20 protein-coding genes, 1 tRNA gene and 1 other RNA gene are annotated in these 16,731 nt (G+C 66.8%); 6 read left to right on the top strand and 16 right to left on the bottom strand.

The window, feature by feature from the left end; all coding sequences use genetic code 11:
- Positions 1–46 precede the first annotated feature (46 nt).
- From tuf to JWN21_RS07405, 5 genes are all read right to left on the bottom strand, one after another.
- Positions 47–1,234 carry an elongation factor Tu gene (gene tuf / locus JWN21_RS07385; protein ID WP_299647782.1) on the bottom strand — a complete coding sequence of 396 codons (1,188 nt, stop codon included), beginning with the start codon at positions 1,232–1,234 and terminating at the stop codon, positions 47–49.
- 106 nt (positions 1,235–1,340) lie between these two features.
- Positions 1,341–3,416: an elongation factor G gene (gene fusA / locus JWN21_RS07390; RefSeq protein ID WP_299647784.1), complete on the bottom strand. Its 2,076-nt coding sequence runs from the start codon at positions 3,414–3,416 to the stop codon at positions 1,341–1,343.
- An 83-nt stretch (positions 3,417–3,499) separates the two neighbouring features.
- Complete coding sequence (gene rpsG, locus JWN21_RS07395; protein ID WP_299647786.1) at positions 3,500–3,970, bottom strand: 30S ribosomal protein S7; 471 nt, start codon at positions 3,968–3,970, stop codon at positions 3,500–3,502.
- A gap of 48 nt (positions 3,971–4,018) precedes the next feature.
- Entirely contained in the window at positions 4,019–4,390 is a 372-nt protein-coding gene (gene rpsL, locus JWN21_RS07400; protein WP_029936467.1) for a 30S ribosomal protein S12, read from the bottom strand.
- Positions 4,391–4,621: 231 nt separating this feature from the next.
- A complete protein-coding gene (locus JWN21_RS07405) occupies positions 4,622–5,038 on the bottom strand; it encodes a GtrA family protein (protein WP_299647788.1) in 417 nt (138 codons plus the stop codon).
- Between the two features lie 139 nt (positions 5,039–5,177).
- Here JWN21_RS07405 and JWN21_RS07410 point away from each other — a divergent pair, with 139 nt between their 5' ends.
- The 3 genes from JWN21_RS07410 (at position 5,178) to JWN21_RS07420 (ending at position 6,847) form a co-directional block, all read left to right on the top strand.
- Positions 5,178–6,488 carry a hypothetical protein gene (locus tag JWN21_RS07410; protein ID WP_299647790.1) on the top strand — a complete coding sequence of 437 codons (1,311 nt, stop codon included), beginning with the start codon at positions 5,178–5,180 and terminating at the stop codon, positions 6,486–6,488.
- Between the two features lie 65 nt (positions 6,489–6,553).
- Positions 6,554–6,793 carry a hypothetical protein gene (locus JWN21_RS07415; protein WP_299647792.1) on the top strand — a complete coding sequence of 80 codons (240 nt, stop codon included), beginning with the start codon at positions 6,554–6,556 and terminating at the stop codon, positions 6,791–6,793.
- Positions 6,771–6,847 (top strand) — tRNA-Trp (locus tag JWN21_RS07420). The genes JWN21_RS07415 and JWN21_RS07420 overlap by 23 nt, the downstream gene beginning before the upstream one ends.
- Positions 6,848–6,940: 93 nt before the next feature.
- Here JWN21_RS07420 and rplA read toward each other — a convergent pair.
- The 9 genes from rplA to JWN21_RS07465 all read right to left on the bottom strand — a co-directional run bounded on the left by rplA (position 6,941) and on the right by JWN21_RS07465 (position 12,752).
- Positions 6,941–7,633 (bottom strand): 50S ribosomal protein L1, encoded by a 693-nt coding sequence (rplA, locus tag JWN21_RS07425; RefSeq protein ID WP_299647818.1) that lies wholly within the window; start codon positions 7,631–7,633, stop codon positions 6,941–6,943.
- Entirely contained in the window at positions 7,633–8,064 is a 432-nt protein-coding gene (rplK, locus tag JWN21_RS07430) for a 50S ribosomal protein L11 (RefSeq protein ID WP_299647794.1), read from the bottom strand. The genes rplA and rplK overlap by 1 nt, the downstream gene beginning before the upstream one ends.
- Before the next feature lie 483 nt (positions 8,065–8,547).
- The gene (nusG, locus tag JWN21_RS07435) at positions 8,548–9,087 is read right to left on the bottom strand and encodes a transcription termination/antitermination protein NusG (protein ID WP_299647796.1); all 540 of its coding nucleotides are present in this window, start codon (positions 9,085–9,087) and stop codon (positions 8,548–8,550) included.
- Between the two features lie 26 nt (positions 9,088–9,113).
- Positions 9,114–9,311 (bottom strand): preprotein translocase subunit SecE, encoded by a 198-nt coding sequence (secE, locus tag JWN21_RS07440; protein WP_299647798.1) that lies wholly within the window; start codon positions 9,309–9,311, stop codon positions 9,114–9,116.
- A 228-nt stretch (positions 9,312–9,539) separates the two neighbouring features.
- Positions 9,540–9,637: signal recognition particle sRNA small type (gene ffs / locus JWN21_RS07445), an RNA gene on the bottom strand.
- A 156-nt stretch (positions 9,638–9,793) separates the two neighbouring features.
- Complete coding sequence (locus JWN21_RS07450) at positions 9,794–10,057, bottom strand: hypothetical protein (protein ID WP_299647800.1); 264 nt, start codon at positions 10,055–10,057, stop codon at positions 9,794–9,796.
- Between the two features lie 80 nt (positions 10,058–10,137).
- Positions 10,138–10,437 carry a 2Fe-2S iron-sulfur cluster-binding protein gene (locus tag JWN21_RS07455; protein ID WP_299647802.1) on the bottom strand — a complete coding sequence of 100 codons (300 nt, stop codon included), beginning with the start codon at positions 10,435–10,437 and terminating at the stop codon, positions 10,138–10,140.
- Positions 10,434–11,591 carry a cysteine desulfurase family protein gene (locus JWN21_RS07460; protein ID WP_299647804.1) on the bottom strand — a complete coding sequence of 386 codons (1,158 nt, stop codon included), beginning with the start codon at positions 11,589–11,591 and terminating at the stop codon, positions 10,434–10,436. The genes JWN21_RS07455 and JWN21_RS07460 overlap by 4 nt, the downstream gene beginning before the upstream one ends.
- A gap of 33 nt (positions 11,592–11,624) precedes the next feature.
- On the bottom strand, positions 11,625–12,752 hold the full coding sequence (locus JWN21_RS07465; protein ID WP_299647806.1) for an aminotransferase class V-fold PLP-dependent enzyme: 1,128 nt from the start codon (positions 12,750–12,752) through the stop codon (positions 11,625–11,627).
- Between the two features lie 85 nt (positions 12,753–12,837).
- Between JWN21_RS07465 and JWN21_RS07470 the strand changes: the two genes are divergently transcribed.
- Positions 12,838–13,494 carry an alpha/beta hydrolase gene (locus JWN21_RS07470; RefSeq protein ID WP_299647808.1) on the top strand — a complete coding sequence of 219 codons (657 nt, stop codon included), beginning with the start codon at positions 12,838–12,840 and terminating at the stop codon, positions 13,492–13,494.
- A gap of 202 nt (positions 13,495–13,696) precedes the next feature.
- Here the strand turns inward: JWN21_RS07470 and JWN21_RS07475 are convergent, their stop codons facing one another.
- Positions 13,697–13,837, bottom strand: coding sequence for a hypothetical protein (locus JWN21_RS07475; RefSeq protein WP_299647810.1), 141 nt, complete (start codon positions 13,835–13,837; stop codon positions 13,697–13,699).
- A 93-nt stretch (positions 13,838–13,930) separates the two neighbouring features.
- Entirely contained in the window at positions 13,931–14,896 is a 966-nt protein-coding gene (locus JWN21_RS07480) for a threonine/serine dehydratase (RefSeq protein ID WP_299647812.1), read from the bottom strand.
- Between the two features lie 139 nt (positions 14,897–15,035).
- Here JWN21_RS07480 and JWN21_RS07485 point away from each other — a divergent pair, with 139 nt between their 5' ends.
- Positions 15,036–16,283, top strand: coding sequence for a type III PLP-dependent enzyme (locus tag JWN21_RS07485; protein WP_299647814.1), 1,248 nt, complete (start codon positions 15,036–15,038; stop codon positions 16,281–16,283).
- A gap of 161 nt (positions 16,284–16,444) precedes the next feature.
- Positions 16,445–16,731 (top strand): deoxyhypusine synthase family protein (locus JWN21_RS07490; RefSeq protein ID WP_299647816.1); only part of this gene is annotated, 287 nt, incomplete at its 3' end.

Consider the following 16,731-nt stretch of genomic DNA (forward strand, 5'->3'; position numbering starts at 1 on the left):
GGATATTCTGACTGTCCATGGCGATGTGCCGGTCTTCCCTGACTGCTTACGCCACGATCTTCGCGACAACGCCCGCACCCACTGTCCGGCCACCCTCACGGATGGCGAACCGCAGGCCTTCATCCATCGCGATCGGTGCGATGAGCTCCACGTCCATGGTCACGTTATCCCCCGGCATCACCATCTCGACGCATTCGGGAAGCTGCACCACGCCGGTCACGTCCGTCGTGCGGAAGTAGAACTGCGGATGGTAGTTGGTGAAGAACGGGGTGTGGCGCCCGCCCTCTTCCTTCGTCAGCACGTAGGCCTCGGCCTTGAACTTGGTGTGGGGCGTGATCGAGCCCGGCGCGGCCAGAACCTGCCCGCGCTCGACATCCTCACGCTTGGTGCCGCGCAGCAGCGCGCCGATGTTGTCGCCGGCCTGCCCGGAGTCCAGCAGCTTGCGGAACATCTCGACGCCGGTGACGACGGTCTTGACGGTGGCCTTGAGCCCGATGATCTCGACTTCCTCGCCCACCTTGACGATGCCGCGCTCGACGCGACCGGTCACGACCGTGCCGCGGCCCGAGATCGAGAACACGTCTTCGACCGGCATCAGGAAGGGGCGGTCCATCGCGCGGACCGGCTGGGGGATGAACTCGTCCACCGCCGCCATCAGCTTCAGGATCGCCTGCTCGCCCTTCTCCGGGTCCTTGTCCTCGAGCGCCATCAGCGCCGAGCCATGGATGATCGGGATGTCGTCGCCCGGGTACTGGTAGGAGGACAGCAGCTCGCGCACTTCCATCTCGACCAGTTCGAGCAGGTCGGGGTCGGCCATGTCGGTCTTGTTGAGGAACACCACCAGGGCGGGGACGCCGACCTGGCGGGCGAGCAGGATGTGCTCGCGCGTCTGGGGCATCGGGCCGTCGGCGGCGGAGACCACCAGGATCGCGCCGTCCATCTGCGCGGCACCCGTGATCATGTTCTTCACGTAATCGGCGTGGCCTGGGCAATCGACGTGCGCATAGTGGCGCGCCGTCGTCTCGTACTCGACGTGTGCGGTCGAAATCGTGATGCCGCGCTCGCGCTCTTCGGGAGCCTTGTCGATGTTGGCGAAATCGACCGCGACGCCGCCGGTCGTCTCGGCCAGCACCTTGGTGATCGCCGCCGTCAGCGACGTCTTGCCATGATCGACGTGGCCGATCGTGCCGATGTTGAGATGCGGCTTGTTCCGCTCGAATTTAGCCTTGGCCATGTTTCCTACCTTCTACGAATCTATGCTGGATCGCGAGCGGAGCCGCACCGAAGGCGGCCCCATAGCGAGTGGATGAATGTTAGGCTAGCCCGACGGGCGCAGCCCATTACGCCAACTTAGCCTTTACCTCGTCGGCGACGTTCGCTGGCACTTCGTCATAATGCGAGAACTCCATGGAGTAGCTCGCCCGGCCCTGCGTGAACGAGCGGAGCTGGTTCACATAGCCGAACATGTTCGCCAGCGGCACCATCGCCTCGACGGTCTGCGCGTTGCCGCGCGAGTCGGTGCCCTGGATCTGGCCACGGCGTGAGTTCATGTCGCCGATGACGTCGCCCAGATAATCCTCCGGGGTGACGACCTCGACCTTCATGATCGGCTCCAGCAGCTTGATGCCAGCCTTCTGCGCGGCCTCGCGCATCGCAGCGCGCGCGCAGATCTCGAACGCCAGCGCCGAGGAGTCGACGTCGTGATAGGCACCGTCGTACAGCGAAAACTCGAAGTCGATGATCGGGAAGCCGATCAGCGATCCCGTCGCCGCGGTCTCGCGCATCCCCTTCTCAACCGACGGGATGTACTCCTTCGGGATGTTGCCGCCCTTGACGTCATCGCTGAAGATGATGCCGGAGCCGCGCTCGCCCGGCGTGACCGTGAACTTGACGCGACCGAACTGGCCCGAGCCACCCGACTGCTTCTTGTGCGTATAGTCGACATCGACCTTCTTCGCGAGATACTCGCGATACGCCACCTGCGGCGCGCCGACATTTGCCTCGACCTTGAACTCGCGCTTCATCCGGTCGACCATGATCTCCAGGTGAAGCTCGCCCATCCCCTTGAGGATGGTCTGGCCCGATTCGTGATCGGTCGACACCCGGAACGACGGGTCCTCGCGGGCAAGACGATTGAGCGCCACGCCCATCTTCTCCTGGTCGGCCTTGGTCTTCGGCTCGACCGAGACTTCGATGACCGGCTCGGGGAACTCCATCCGCTCCAGAATGACCGGATCGTTCTGCGCGCACAGCGTATCGCCGGTGGTGGTATCCTTCAGCCCCGCAAGTGCCACGATATCGCCAGCGTACGCCACCTGGATGTCCTCGCGGTCATTGGCATGCATCAACAGCATGCGGCCGACCTTCTCCTTCTTGTCCTTGACCGAATTCTGCACCGACGAGGCCGTCTCCAGCTTGCCGGAATAGATGCGCGCGAAGGTCAGCGTGCCGACGAACGGATCGTTCATGATCTTGAACGCGAGCGCCGAGAACGGCGCGTCGTCGGCCGCCGCGCGCTCCGTCTCCGTCACGCCGTCCATCTTCAGGCCCTTGATCGCGGGCACGTCGAGCGGCGACGGCAGGTAATCGACCACCGCGTCCAGCAGCGGCTGAACACCCTTGTTCTTGAACGCGGACCCGCACAGGATCGGCACGAACGATGAATTCAGCGTGCCTTTGCGGATCAGCGCCTTGAGCTGCGCAACCGTGGGTTCGGTGCCCTCCAGATAAGCTTCCATCAGGTCGTCGTCCTGCTCGACGGCCATCTCGATCAATTCCGACCGTGCGGTAGCAGCGGCGTCGGCCAACTCAGCCGGGATTTCCTGATATTCGAACTTCGCGCCCAGCGACTCCTCGAGCCAGATGATCGCACGGTTCTCGACCAGATCGACCAGGCCCTTGAACCCGCCCTCGATGCCGATCGGCAGATACAGGATCGCCGGGCGCGCGCCGAGACGATCCTTGATCATCTCCACGCAGCGCTCGAAATTGGCGCCAGTGCGATCCAGCTTGTTGACGAAGCACATCCGCGGCACGTTGTACTTGTCGGCCTGACGCCACACCGTCTCGGACTGCGGCTCGACACCGGCGACGCCATCGAAACAGGTGATCGCACCGTCCAGCACGCGCAGCGAGCGCTCGACCTCGATCGTGAAATCGACGTGGCCGGGCGTATCGATGATGTTGATGCGGTGATCGTCCCAGAAGCACGTCGTCGCGGCCGACGTGATCGTGATCCCGCGCTCCTGCTCATGCTCCATCCAGTCCATCGTCGCGGTGCCTTCATGCACTTCGCCGATCTTGTAGGACTTGCCGGTATAATAGAGGATGCGCTCGGTCGTCGTCGTCTTGCCAGCGTCGATATGCGCCATGATGCCGATGTTGCGGTACTTCTCGAGCGGATGGCTGCGGGCCATGTCGGTGCTTCCTTAGCGATGTGGGGAGCGTAGCACCTGGCCAAGCTCCCCACGATATAGGTCAGATCGGAAGGCTTCCAAGCCTACCAACGATAGTGGCTGAAGGCCCGGTTGGCCTCGGCCATGCGGTGTGTGTCTTCGCGCTTCTTCACCGCGTTGCCGCGGTTGTTCGACGCGTCCAGCAACTCGCCCGACAGGCGAGCGGCCATGGTGTTCTCCGAACGCGAGCGCGCCGCCGAGATCAGCCAGCGGATGGCCAGCGCCTGCGCGCGCTCGGGCCGCACCTCGACCGGCACCTGATAGGTCGCGCCGCCGACGCGGCGGCTGCGGACCTCGATGCCCGGCTTGATGTTGTTGAGCGCGTCATGAAACACGCCCAGCGGATCGCGCTTCGCGCGGGTCTCCACCGTCTCCATCGCGCCGTACACGATCAGCTCGGCGACCGACTTCTTGCCGTCGTACATGACGGAATTCATAAATTTGGACAGCACCTCATCCCCGAAACGGGGGTCAGGCAGGATTTCCCGCTTTTCGGGGCGACGACGACGAGCCATTAGATCTTCCTTCGGATTTCAGCGATGAGCCCAGCATGACGCTGGCGCTTACTTGGGGCGCTTGGCCCCGTACTTGGAACGCGACTGGCGCCGGTCCTTGACACCCTGCGTGTCGAGCACGCCGCGCAGAACATGATAGCGCACGCCCGGCAGATCGCGCACGCGACCGCCACGGATCAGCACCACCGAATGCTCCTGGAGGTTGTGCCCCTCGCCCGGGATATAGCTGATGACCTCGCGCTGATTGGTCAGGCGGACCTTGGCCACCTTGCGCAATGCAGAGTTCGGCTTCTTAGGCGTCGTCGTGTAGACGCGCGTGCAGACGCCCCGCTTCTGCGGGTTCTGCTCCATCGCAGGAACCTTGCTCTTGGCCTTTTGCGGCTCGCGACCCTTGCGAACCAGTTGGTTGATCGTCGGCATGAAGCCCTTCACCTTTCGAGGGTTACTTTGCTGGAGCTGGACAGATTGAATGCGAAAAAGGGCCACAAGGACCCGGCAAGCGCATCCAGCAATGTTCAAGCGCGTCCGCCGACCCAACGATGAGTCTTCGGACGCGGGTGTCATAGCGTCGCCCCTCGACCCGGTCAACGGGTACACCTGCATCCTTGAGCCCGTCATGCGAGCGAGCCCGCTGGGCAGCCCGAAGGACGATCAGTCCCCGGCGAATACCCACCAACGGTTGATCGCGAAGCTCGCGAGCGGCGTCACGAACAGCATCGCGGGCGCGGCCACCCATGGCGACGCGCCAAGGCCGTCGACCAACGTCCAGACCCAAAAGCAGTTTAAGAGGAACGATGCGCCTGACCCGGCGGCAAATTGCAGCAGTCGCAGCAAGCCGTCGCGCCGGTCGTGGTGGCGAAAACTCCACCGACTATGAACCTGGAAGCCAAGAACGACACCACACAGGTGGCCGGCGACGTTCGCCAACAGGGCGGGCAAGCCCAATGCCATCGACAAAACCAGATAGATTGCTGCGGAAAAGAGGGTGACCCCAAGCCCTGCAACGGCAAACCGCATCAGCTGGGGCGTCAGATCGGCAGGCGTAAGTCGACGAACAGCAACAGTCATCGGTGGCGACCTTTCCTCCACCTGAATGGTCGCAGAGGCTTAAAATGGGCTTACCGGGGCAAGCAAATTTTAGCGTTCAGGCGTCATATCGAAGCGCATGCGACGCGACGTCAACTGTCCAATCCCCAATCCCTCGACGTTGGTCGCCCGGCGTTGCACGTTGCTGATCCTGAGTATCGTGGGCCTTGATCTTGGCTTCGTGCTGCTCGCGCGAGCGATGGGGTGGAGCACCGCAAGTCTCTTGCCGCTGTCCGCCGACCTGTTCGGGGATTATTTCAAGTTCATCCTCGCTTTTCCCGGTGGGGACGCGGTGCAACCATCGACACTCGGAGGACTGGGCGAGCGGATCGCACGGTATCAGGCATCGGGCGACTATGCCGGGGTCGAGGGTCTGGCCCGCAATCAACTTACCACCCTGCACGTGACGCCGATCACCGCATTGTTCTGCCTCATCAACGTGCAAGCGATGACGTGGGTAGACCCCGTGCTGCTGTTCGCGGCTCAGTTGGTGGCATTGGCGGGATGGTGGATCGCGTTGGCTATGCGTCAGGCCGACAGCCGGCGGGAAGGCATGTTCTGGGCGCTCGCCGGGCTTGCCTGCTATCCTGCCGCTATGGTGCTCCTGCGCGGCAATCTGTACGCGGGGGCCGCCGGCCTGCTCATCATCCACTCGATGCTGACAGTGCTGCGGCAGCCAGAATCGCCAAAGGCGGCCGTGCTGCTCGCGCTGGCCTGCTGTATCCGCCCCAACGCCGTCGCTTTCCTGCTGCCGCTGTTCGCGCTGACCGCCGCCGGTCGCGTGCCGATGCTGATCCGCTTCGGCGCGACGGGGGCAGTCGTCACGTTGGTGGCGCTTTGGGGCGCCCACGCGCTGCATCCCGGTTACACGCTACAGACTTTTCACGCGGCCCTGCGCATCTACTACGATATGTATGTCGTGCACGATCTGGGCGTCGCCTACGGCTCGTCGACCTTCGGCGCGCTCAAGCTGGTCTTCGGGTTCCGCCCGGGATTGGACACCCTGGCGCTGCTTCCCGCAGCGCTGATTGCGCTGGCGACGGCCGCGCTGGCGTGGCGTCAGGCGCTTCGGCCGTCCTCGCTGCTGTTCCTGACCGCCGCTGCCTACACGCTCGGCTCGACGATCTTCGCCGACTACCACCTGCTGCCGTTCGTCCTGCCGATCCTCCTGCTGGCCCGCGAGCATGAGGGCGGTACTCTGGACGACCGCGCGCGCGCCGTAATGATCTGTTCCTGCCTGATACTCGCCCCCAAGAACCTCGCCTTTTCAGACCAGTTCTCGGGGCAGGTGGTGGCCAATCCGCTGATCCTGATCGCCGGTTCGATTCAGATCATCTGGGAGGAATGGAAGGCACATCAGCACCATCGCGCCGCGCCTGCGACAGGCGAGCAACGCGAGCTTAAGGCAGAGTTGGCAGGACAGGAGGCATGAGCAACGGTGCGAACTTCCGGTCCTGCGATCGGCGTCCTTCTCCGTGGCGACAAGCAGCGGAGGCGTTGCCGGTTTTCGCTGTCCTACAGGCGGTCGCCTGGCTTGTTTGGTTCGTGCCGGCGTTCCGGGCAAACCTGCTGGCAGGCCCGACCCTGGCGGCCACGGTAGGGGTCAGCGTCTGGCTGCTCGCCCGCCGTTTCGCGTCCGCGTCGTCGGCCGCCAACGACAACGCGCCCCCGCTTGCCGCGCTCGCGGCGCGGCGCTATATGGCGGGGGCAGCGGACGGGTGTAGCTCAGCTGGTTAGAGCGTCGGTCTCCAAAACCGAAGGCCCTCGGTTCGAATCCGAGCTCCCGTGCCAGTTGCTGTGGAAACGCACCCGCTCTGGTTCGCCATAAACGAAAAAGGGCTGGGATCGCGCCCAGCCCTTCCTCAACACGATGACGTGAAAGGCCTACGCGCCCGCGACTTCGGCCACGTCGACCCGGATCCCGGGACCCATGGTCGAGCTCACCGCGATCTTGCGCAGGTACTTGCCCTTCGCGCCCGACGGCTTGGCGCGGACCACCGCATCGACCAGCGCGTCGAAGTTCGCGCGCAGGTCCTCGGCCGGGAAGCTTGCCTTGCCGATGCCCGAGTGGATGATGCCCGCCTTCTCGACGCGGTATTCCACCTGACCGCCCTTGGCGTCCTTGACCGCCTGCGCGACGTTCATCGTCACCGTGCCGAGCTTCGGGTTCGGCATCAGCCCCTTGGGGCCGAGCACCTTGCCGAGCCGGCCGACCACGCCCATCAGGTCGGGCGTCGCGATGCAGCGATCGAACTCGATCTTGCCGCCCTGGATGATCTCCATCAGATCCTCCGCGCCGACCACGTCGGCACCGGCTTCACGCGCCTCGTCCGCCTTCGCGCCGCGTGCGAACACGCCGACACGGACGGTCTTGCCCGTGCCCTTGGGCAGGTTGACGACGCCGCGGACCATCTGGTCGGCGTGGCGAGGATCGACGCCCAGATTGAGGGCGACCTCGATCGTCTCGTCGAACTTGCTCGTCGCGCCGGTGCGGGCGAGCGCGATCGCCTCGTCGACGCCGTGCAGCTTCTCCGGGGAGACCGGGTTCGCCTTCTGCTTCTTGCTCAGTGCCATGATCAGCCCTCCACCACTTGCAGGCCCATCGCCCGTGCGCTGCCTTCGATGATCTTCGTCGCGGCTTCGAGGTCGTTCGCGTTCAGATCCTTCATCTTCGCGGTCGCGACCTCGGCGAGCTGCGAGCGCTTGATCGTCCCCGCGGACGTCTTGCCCGGCTCCTTGGAGCCAGACTTCAGCCCGGCCGCCTTCTTGAGCAGGAAGGTCGCGGGCGGCGTCTTGGTCTCGAAGCTGAACGAGCGGTCGGCATAGACGGTGATGACGGTAGGCAGCGGCGTGCCCTTTTCCGTGTCGCCGGTCGATGCATTGAACTGCTTGCAGAATTCCATGATGTTGACGCCACGCTGCCCCAGCGCCGGCCCGATCGGCGGCGAGGGATTGGCGGCGCCGGCGGGCACCTGCAGCTTGATGTAGCCGGTGATCTTTTTGGCCATGTTCTTCCTTTTAGCGGTGATAGCGGGCGTGAGCCCTCCCGCGGTCAAGTTTCCAGCGATGTGCTTGGAAGCGGGCGGCGGTAGCAGATGGGGAGCGAGGGCTCAAGGGCTGCGGCGGCGGCTCAGAATCAGCGACCCTGTCAACACAGAGATCCATTGTGGATACAATCCAAGCGGCTCAGCTAGACGACGTTATTACCCCCGCGCCATCATGCTGCCGGCGCTGGATCAGGTGCGGCCGAAGCGGCACGCGGGCAGTGCAGCTGGCCGGGAGACCGCGCAGGCCCGGCCGGCCTCGGCGACGCCGAGGGACGACGACGCGGCCTCGCCGCGGCGGGCGCATGGTGAACGGCGGGTCCGGTCACGCAAGTAAATCGCGTGACTCGTCGGACGGGCTCGGCCCGAAAAAGGCTTGGCCGCCCCGCCGCCCCTGCCCGGCACGTCTCGCTTCCAGCTTAGGCCAGGCGCGTGCGCGCTGGCGGCTTACTTGCTCCGCTCGACCTGTTCGAAGTCGAGCTCCACCGGCGTCGCGCGACCAAAGATGCTGACGCTGACCTTGACCTTGGCCTTGTCGAAATCGAGCTCCTCGACCGTGCCGTTGAAGCTCGCGAACGGGCCGTCGAGCACCTTGACCGCGTCGCCGATCTCGTAGTCGACCTTGATCTTCTGCTTGATCGGGTTGGCGGCGGCTTCCTCCTTGGAGTTGAGCATCCGCGTGGCTTCGGCCTCGCTGATCGCCTGCGGCTTGCCCATCGAGCCCAGGAAGCCGGTGACCTTGGGGGTGTTCTTGACGAGGTGATAGACCTGGTCGTTCATGTCGAGCTTGGCGAGCACGTAGCCGGGCATGAACTTGCGCTCGACGGCGATCTTCTTGCCGCGCCGCGCCTCCGTGATCGTCTCGGTCGGGACTTCGATCTGCTCGACCAGGCGATCGAGGCCGAGCCGCGTCGCCTCGCTCATGATCGCGTCGCGGACCTTGCCCTCGAAGCCCGAATAGGCATGGATGATGTACCAGCGCGCCATTGTCTATGTGTCCTGAGTTGTCGCGGCTATTGGGCGAGCTTGAGCAGCTGACCGACGATCGCGCTGAACGCCGAGTCGACGCCGAAGAAGAAGATGGCGAGGATCGTGGTCATGATCGCGACCATCACCCCGGTCATCCACGTCTCCTTCCAGGTCGGCCAGACGACCTTCTTGGTCTCGGCCTGGACCTGGCGGATGAACTCGAGAGGGGTCGTCTTGGCCACGGTGCTCGCCTGCGTTCGGAGACATGGGTCCGCCGCCCGCTTCCCCGGTGGGAAGGCGGCCGATGGTCATCCTCGCTGTCGGATGGGTGAGGCATCTAGCGAGGGGTGGGGGGGGACGCAAGGGCGATGGTGGAGCGCGCCAAGGGAGCAAACCCGTGACGTCGAAGCTCGCCTCGCGAGCCTGGCCGCGCTTGGCTGCGCGAGCGGCAGGCGCTCTCTCGCAGCCTGCGCGGTGAGAGCCGGAACGACCCGTGGGGAAATCGTTGTGGCTGCTGCCTTCCGGCCCTGACCAGGTTGGCGACGACCACGTCCGCCCGACTCTCGCCCGCGCCTATGGCGGACCCGGGCGGCGGCGGCAAGTAACCCCACCCCGGACCACCCCCGACGGGAGTGAATCCCGTGACGTCGACGCTCGGCTAGCGAGCCCGGCCGGTCTTGCGGGCCACGCAGACTAGCGCCCCAGTCTGCGTGCCCGCTGCGACTTACCGGTAGCGGCGCACGTTGCGGCAGGTGCGGATGCGCTCGCCGTTGCGATAGCGGACGCGGCATACGCGCTTGTAGCGGCTGCGATAGCCCGACGAACGCGTCACGGTGGTGCGCTCGCGGACGGAGACGCGGCTCCTGACGTCGGGTGTGACGATCCGCTCGCGCACGACGACGCGCTCCTGCACGGGCGCCGCGGCGGCCGGAGCGGTGGCGCCGACGGTGGCGATCAGCGCGGCGGCGATGGGGAGAAGGAACTTCATCGATGCTCTCCTGTGACTCGTTACACACCCGTCATCACCGACGGGCAGTGTCGTAACCCATGCTTCCCGCCGGGGTTCCGTCAGGCGATGCGCACCGTCAGCCCGTCGAGCGCGTCGGCGAGGATGATCTGGCACGCGAGGCGGCTGGTCCGCGTGGCCGCATAGGCGAGATCGAGCAGGTCCTCCTCGTCGCCGCTCGCCGGTGACAGCCGGGGGAAGTCGGCGGGGTCGACGATCACGTGGCAGGTCGCGCACGCCATGTCGCCGTCGCAGGTGCCCTCCAGCGGCAGCCCGGCGGCCTGTGCGGCGTCGAGCAGGCGGTCGCCGGGCCGGCCATCGGCCTCCACCACGCCGTCCTTGTCGATGAAGCGCAGTTTCATGCTTGCGCCCGCGCCGCGGCGTCGATGCGGGTGATCGCGCCGGTCAGCTCGGCTTGGGTCGTGTAGCGACCCCAGCCGAGGCGGATCGAGGAGCGCGCCTGCGCGTCGGTGAGGCCGATCGCGCGCAGCACATGGCTGGGGCGCCCGGAGCCGCTGGCGCAGGCGGAGCCGGCGGAGAAGGCGAAGTCGCGCAGGTCGGACATCAGGCGGGCGACGTCGAGGCCGGGCAGACGGATGTTGAGGTTGCCGGCATAGCGGTGTGTGGGGGAGCCGTTGAGGCGATACTCGCCGGATTTGAGTGCTTCCCCGGCCGAAGCCGGGGCCCAGTCCGCGGCGCGGCCGACCAGGCCCCGGCTTCCGCCGGGGAGGCGCAAAAGGCGGGTGGCGAGTTCCCACAGTGCCTCGATGTGCGCCCGGTCCTTCGCCTCCCGCTCCTTCATCAGTGCCGCTGCGACCCCGAACCCCGCACACAGCGCCGGCGAGAGCGTGCCCGAGCGGCCGCCCTCCTGATCGCCGCCGTGCAGCAGCGGCTCCAGCGCCACGCCGTCGCGGATCCACAGCGCGCCGATGCCTTTGGGGCCGTAGATCTTGTGAGCGGAGATCGCGACCAGATCGACGTTCTGAGGGATGGCCACGCGGCCACAGCCCTGCACCGCGTCGCACAGGACCAGCGCGCCGGCTTCGTGCGCAGCGTCGGCGAGCGCGGCGATCGGCTGGATCACGCCGATCTCGTTGTTGACGAGCATCGCTGCGACCAGGCCAGTGCCGACGGCGATTGCTGCGCGGGCATCCTCAAGGTCGGTCAGTCCGTCTGCCCCGACCGGGAGCATTGTTACCGCCCTGCCCTTCGCCGCCTCGGCCGCCACCGTGTCGAGCACGGCCGCGTGCTCGGTCGCGAGGGTTACGATTGGGCCGGTGGTCCCCTTGATCGCCCAGTTCAGCGCCTCGGTCGCCCCGCTGGTGAAGACCACGCGGCCACCGGGTGGGAGCAGGGCTGCCACCTGCTCGCGCGCCACCTCCACCGCGGCCTTTGCGGCGCGAGCGGGGCGGTGGGCGCTGTGCGGATTGGCGTGCTGGTCACGCAGCCAGGGGAGCATCGCGTCGAGCGCCTCGGGGGCGAGCGGCGTGGTGGCCTGGTAGTCGAGGTAGATCATGTGGCGGACAGGCTCAGAACGGAGTGGGGAGCTTCACGCCGCGAACCGCCGCGTCGCCCGGGCGACGTCGCGCCATGCGGCGATGGCGCGCTCGACGTCCGCTTCGCTCGTGTCGCGACCGAAGCTGATGCGGATGACCTCGCGACCGGCCTCGTCGCTGTAGCCGAGCGCGGCGAGGACGTGGCTGGGCTTGAGGCTGCCCGACGAGCAGGCGCTGCCCGCCGACACGGCGATGCCGGCGAGGTCGAAGCGGATCAGCTGCGCCGCTGCGGCGACGCCGGGCATGCGATAGCTGGCGATTGCGGGATGGCGCGGGCTATTCTTGGCGACAATCTCGCCGCCCGAGCGCAGGATCGCGTCGTCGAGACGCGCGCGCAGCGTCGCCCAGCACTCGACCGGCTCGGGCTCTGCGAGCGCGGCGGCCCAACCGAGTGCGCCCGGAAGGTTTTCGGTGCCGGGGCGGTAGCCGCGCTCCTGCCCGCCGGTGGGGGCGAGCGTCGCGAGGTCGCGGACGAGCAGCGCGCCGATGCCGGGTGGGCCGCCATGCTTGTGCGCGGAGAGCGCGACGAAGTCGGCGTGCTCGGCGATGTCGGTGCTGACTGCGGGCATCTGTGCGGCGTCGACCAAGAGGAGGTGACCGGCGGCGTGGACCGCGTCGGCAACGGCGGCGACCGGCTGGCGGACGCCGGTTTCGGAATTTGCCCATTGCATGCAGAAGAGGGCGCGGCTGTGTCCCTCGACTTCGCTCGGGACGAACGGAGGTGAGTTACGGTGACGCGTTTCGTTCGTGTCGAGGAAAGTCGAGACACTTTCGCCCGTCAGCAACCCATCTCGCCCGACTGGCAGCACCTCCGTCTCCGCGCATACCCGCAGCACCGCGTCGTGCTCCACCGCTCTGACCAGTCGGCTGGTCACGATCGCGCGGTTGAGGGCGATCGACAGCGCCTCGGTCGCGCCGCTCGTCAGCAGCAGTTCGCCCGACCAGCGATGGGCAGCAGCGATCGCCGCACGCGCCGACTCCAGCGCCGCCCGTGCGGCGCGGCCCTCGGCGTGCGGGCTCGACGGATTGGCCCAGTGCGCCATGCCGTCCGCCACCGCCGCACGGGCGGCAGGCGTCGGTGGCGTGGTGGCGGCGTGGTCAAGGTACAGGCGGTCCGGCAAAGACGTTCCAATCGGGTGCGTTCTAGCTATATAGCGCCGCGATACGGGGGTTCACCCCGCCCTTTTTCGCGTCAAGGTTCCTCCCATGCCCGAAGTCATCTTTCCCGGCCCCGAAGGCCGTCTGGAGGGGCGTTTCGCCCCCGCCCCGCGCCCCCGCGCGCCCGTCGCGATGATCCTGCACCCACATCCGTCGTCGGGCGGGACGATGAACAACCGCATCGTCCAGGAGCTGTACAAGACGTTCCAGCGGCGCGGGTTCGCGGTGCTGCGCTTCAACTTTCGCGGTGTCGGCAAGAGCCAGGGCGTGTTCGACAACGGCGTCGGCGAGCTGTCCGACGCGGCTTCGGCGCTCGACTGGGTGCAATCGTTCCATCCGGAGGCGTCGACGACCTGGGTGGCGGGGTTCGGCTTCGGCGCATGGATCGGCATGCAGCTGCTGATGCGACGGCCCGAAGTGCGCGGGTTCATCTCGATCGCGCCGCCTGCCAACATGTTCGACTTCACGTTCCTGGCGCCGTGCCCGTCTTCGGGCATCATCATCCAGGGCGAGAATGACGAAGTGGTCGCCGGCGGCGCGGTGCAGAAGCTTGTCGACAAGCTGCGCACCCAGCGGCACATCACCATCCACCACGACACGATCCCGAAGGCGAACCATTTCTTCGAGCACGAGATGGGGGATCTGATGGGCAGCGTGGACAAGTATCTGGACATGCGGCTGGACCCGAACTCGCCGATACGGTGAGACTGGCCGGTCACGGGAGGCGCCCCGTGACGTCGAACGGGCGCAAGCCTCGCCGCCCGAGAGTTGGGTCCGGCCTCGATGAACGCATCCCCGGCGGACGCCGGGGCCTAGTCCGCGGCGCGGACGGCTGGACCCCGACTTGCGTCGGGGGAGGCGGGATTGAGGTCCAGCCGCGGGTTGCCGGTCCGCTGATCCGCGGCGGTTAGACCGTCCAGATCAGCACATTGCCGAGCAGCACGGCGGCCATGACGAGCATCAGCACGCCCTTGGTACGCTCCGCGCCGCCACGCCAGGCGAGCTTGCCGCCGAACCAGGCGAGGGTGAAAGCGGCGAGCATGGCCATGGTAGGGGCGAGGGTTCCCATCAACTGACCACCCCGCCAGCCTCTTCTCCGGCGTTCGTCGGGGAAGGGTGGAGTGCCGGAATGGCGGCTCGCTCAGTCACCCGCGAGCACCTTGGCATAAGCCGCCACGTCCACATTCCCGCCCGACAGGATCACCAGCATCCCCGGCTCCGGCCGCACCGTGCCCGCCAGCAGCGCGGCAAGCGCCACCGCGCCGCCCGGCTCAAGCACCAGCCGCAGTTTCGCCGCCGCCCAGCGTTGCGCGGCCGCCGTTTCCGTCTCGCTCACCGCGACCCCCTCCGCGCCGCGCCGTGACAGCACGTCGAAGGTCAGCGGCGACACCCGCTGCGTCTGCAGCGAATCGCACGCGGTCGGCGGCGGGTTGGGGCCGATCTCCTCGATCCAGCCCGCCTCCAGCGACCGGCGCATGTCGTCCCACCCCTCCGGTTCGACGACGGTGATGCGCGCCTCTGTCAGCCCCAGAGCGAGCCCCGCCGCGAGGCCGCCGCCGCCGCAGGGGGTGACGATGTGGCGCGGCTCGCCCAGCCCGGCCGCTTCCATCTGGCGGCGTGCCTCGATGCCCGCACTCCCCTGCCCCTCGATCACCCAGGCGTCGTCGAAGCTCGGCACCAGCGTCGCGCCCCTCGCTTCGGCAAGCTGCCCGGCGATCTGTTCCCGGCTTTGCGTTGCTCGGTCATAGCCGACCACCTCCGCGCCCAGCGCCAGCGTCGCGTCGCGCTTCACCGCCGGCGCGTCGTGCGGCATGACGATGGTCGCGACGATGCCGAGCCGTTTCGCCGCCCAGGCGACGCCCTGCGCGTGGTTGCCGGACGAGAACGCCACCACGCCCCTCGCCCTCGCCTCGTCGTCCAGCGCGGTCAGCCGGTGCCACGCGCCGCGGATCTTGAACGCGCCGACCGGCTGCAGCGATTCGGCCTTGAGCGCCACCTCGACGCCCCCGAATCGCTGCACGAACAGCGGGGTCGGCGGCAGGATCGCCGCGACCTTCGCGGCGGCGTCGCGCACTCCGGCGCGGGTCGGCTGTCGCACGATAGTCACAGTTTTTCGTCCCGTTCTTCGCAATCGCTTTACAGGGGGGGTCACCCCCCCTACATCGCTCCCCGCTGCCCCATGGGACTTCCAACCGCAAGGCAGTGTTTTTTAACGCTCGGCGAAAGCCACCTGGAGGTCCCTTGAGTTGCATCAGCATCATAACGCGTTGGGGCTAGCGCCTCTTTCGACCGCCGTTTCCCCGGCTTCGGGAGGTGGCATCGACATCGCCAGGAGCCAGCCGGTCGACCCGGTGACGCTCGTGCGCCCGCACGCCGCCGCGCGTGCCGCCCGCTTCTTCGTCGAGAAGTTCGCTGGGCGGTCGATGTATGCGGTCAAGGCGAACCCGTCGCCCGATCTGCTGCAGATCCTGTGGGACAGCGGCATCACGCATTACGACGTCGCCTCGATTGCCGAGGTGCGGCTGGTCGCGCGCACCCTGCCCGATGCGACGCTGTGCTTCATGCACCCGGTCAAGGCCGAGGAAGCGGTGCACGAGGCGTACTGGAAGTACGGCTGCCGCGTCTTTTCGCTCGATTCGATCGAGGAGCTGGAGAAAATCCTTCGCGCGACCGTGCAGGACACCGGGGAGAACGCGAGCGATCTGACGCTGTGTGTGCGGCTGCGTGTGTCGTCGGAGCATGCGAAATATTCGCTGGCATCCAAGTTCGGCGTGCTGCCGCACGAGGCGAAGGAGCTGCTGTTCGAGGCGCGGCAGGCCGCGGATGCGCTGGGCATCTGCTTTCATGTCGGGTCGCAGGCGATGACGCCCGACGCCTACACCCAGGCGATGGAGCGCGTGCGCGCGGCGATCGTCGAGGCTGCGGTGACGGTGGACGTGGTGGATGTGGGCGGCGGTTTTCCGTCGACCTATCCCGGCATGGAGCCGCCGCCGCTGGAGCTGTACTTCGCCGCCATCGAGCGCGCGTTCGAGAGCCTGCCGGTGTCCTACTCCGCCGAGCTGTGGGCGGAGCCGGGCCGGGCGCTGTGCGCGGAATATTCGTCGCTGGTGGTGCGGGTGGAGAAACGGCGCGGCAACGAGCTGTTCATCAACGACGGCGCCTATGGCGCGCTGTTCGACGCGGCGCATATCGGCTGGCGGTTTCCGGTCACGCTGCTGCGCGAGCCGCAGTCCACGGTGCGCGATCATCCGTTCAGCTTTTACGGGCCGACCTGCGACGACATGGATCACATGGCAGGACCGTTCCTGCTGCCAGCGGACGTTAAGGCCGGCGATTATCTGGAGATCGGCATGCTGGGCGCATATGGTGCCGCGATGCGGACGCAGTTCAACGGCTTCGGCTCGGAGCGCACGGTCATGGTCGAGGACGAGCCGATGGCCTCGCTGTACGTCGAGCTGGAAGAGCAGCGCGCGAGCAACGTCGTCAAGTTGTAGCGGCTTCAGGGAACAAACACCGTCGCCCCGGCCTTGAGACGGGGTCCCGCTGCCTTGCCCTGAGCAGAAGAAGCGGGACCACGGATCAAGTCCGGGGTGACGAAGGATTTGGGTTATCGCGTCCCCACGAACGACGCCGCCAATCTCAATACGGTGAACCAATGAACGACCAAACCCGCACCAACCGCAAGGCCGAGCTGCTGTCGAAGCAGGTCGAGCATGTCGATATCCGCACGTTCGACGCGCGGCCGATCATCGACGCGATGGACAAGATGAGCTTCACGTCGCGCGATCTCGCGCGCGCGACCGGCATCTACAACCAGATGCTGGGCGACAAGGACTGCACGGTGTTCCTGGTGATCGCCGGGTCGACTTCGGCGGCGGGCTGCATGGACCTGTATGCCGAGCTGGTGCGGTCGAACATGGTCGACGGGATCGTCGCGACCGG

The organism is Sphingomonas bacterium (genome assembly GCF_028292945.1).
Classification (GTDB): domain Bacteria; phylum Pseudomonadota; class Alphaproteobacteria; order Sphingomonadales; family Sphingomonadaceae; genus Sphingomonas.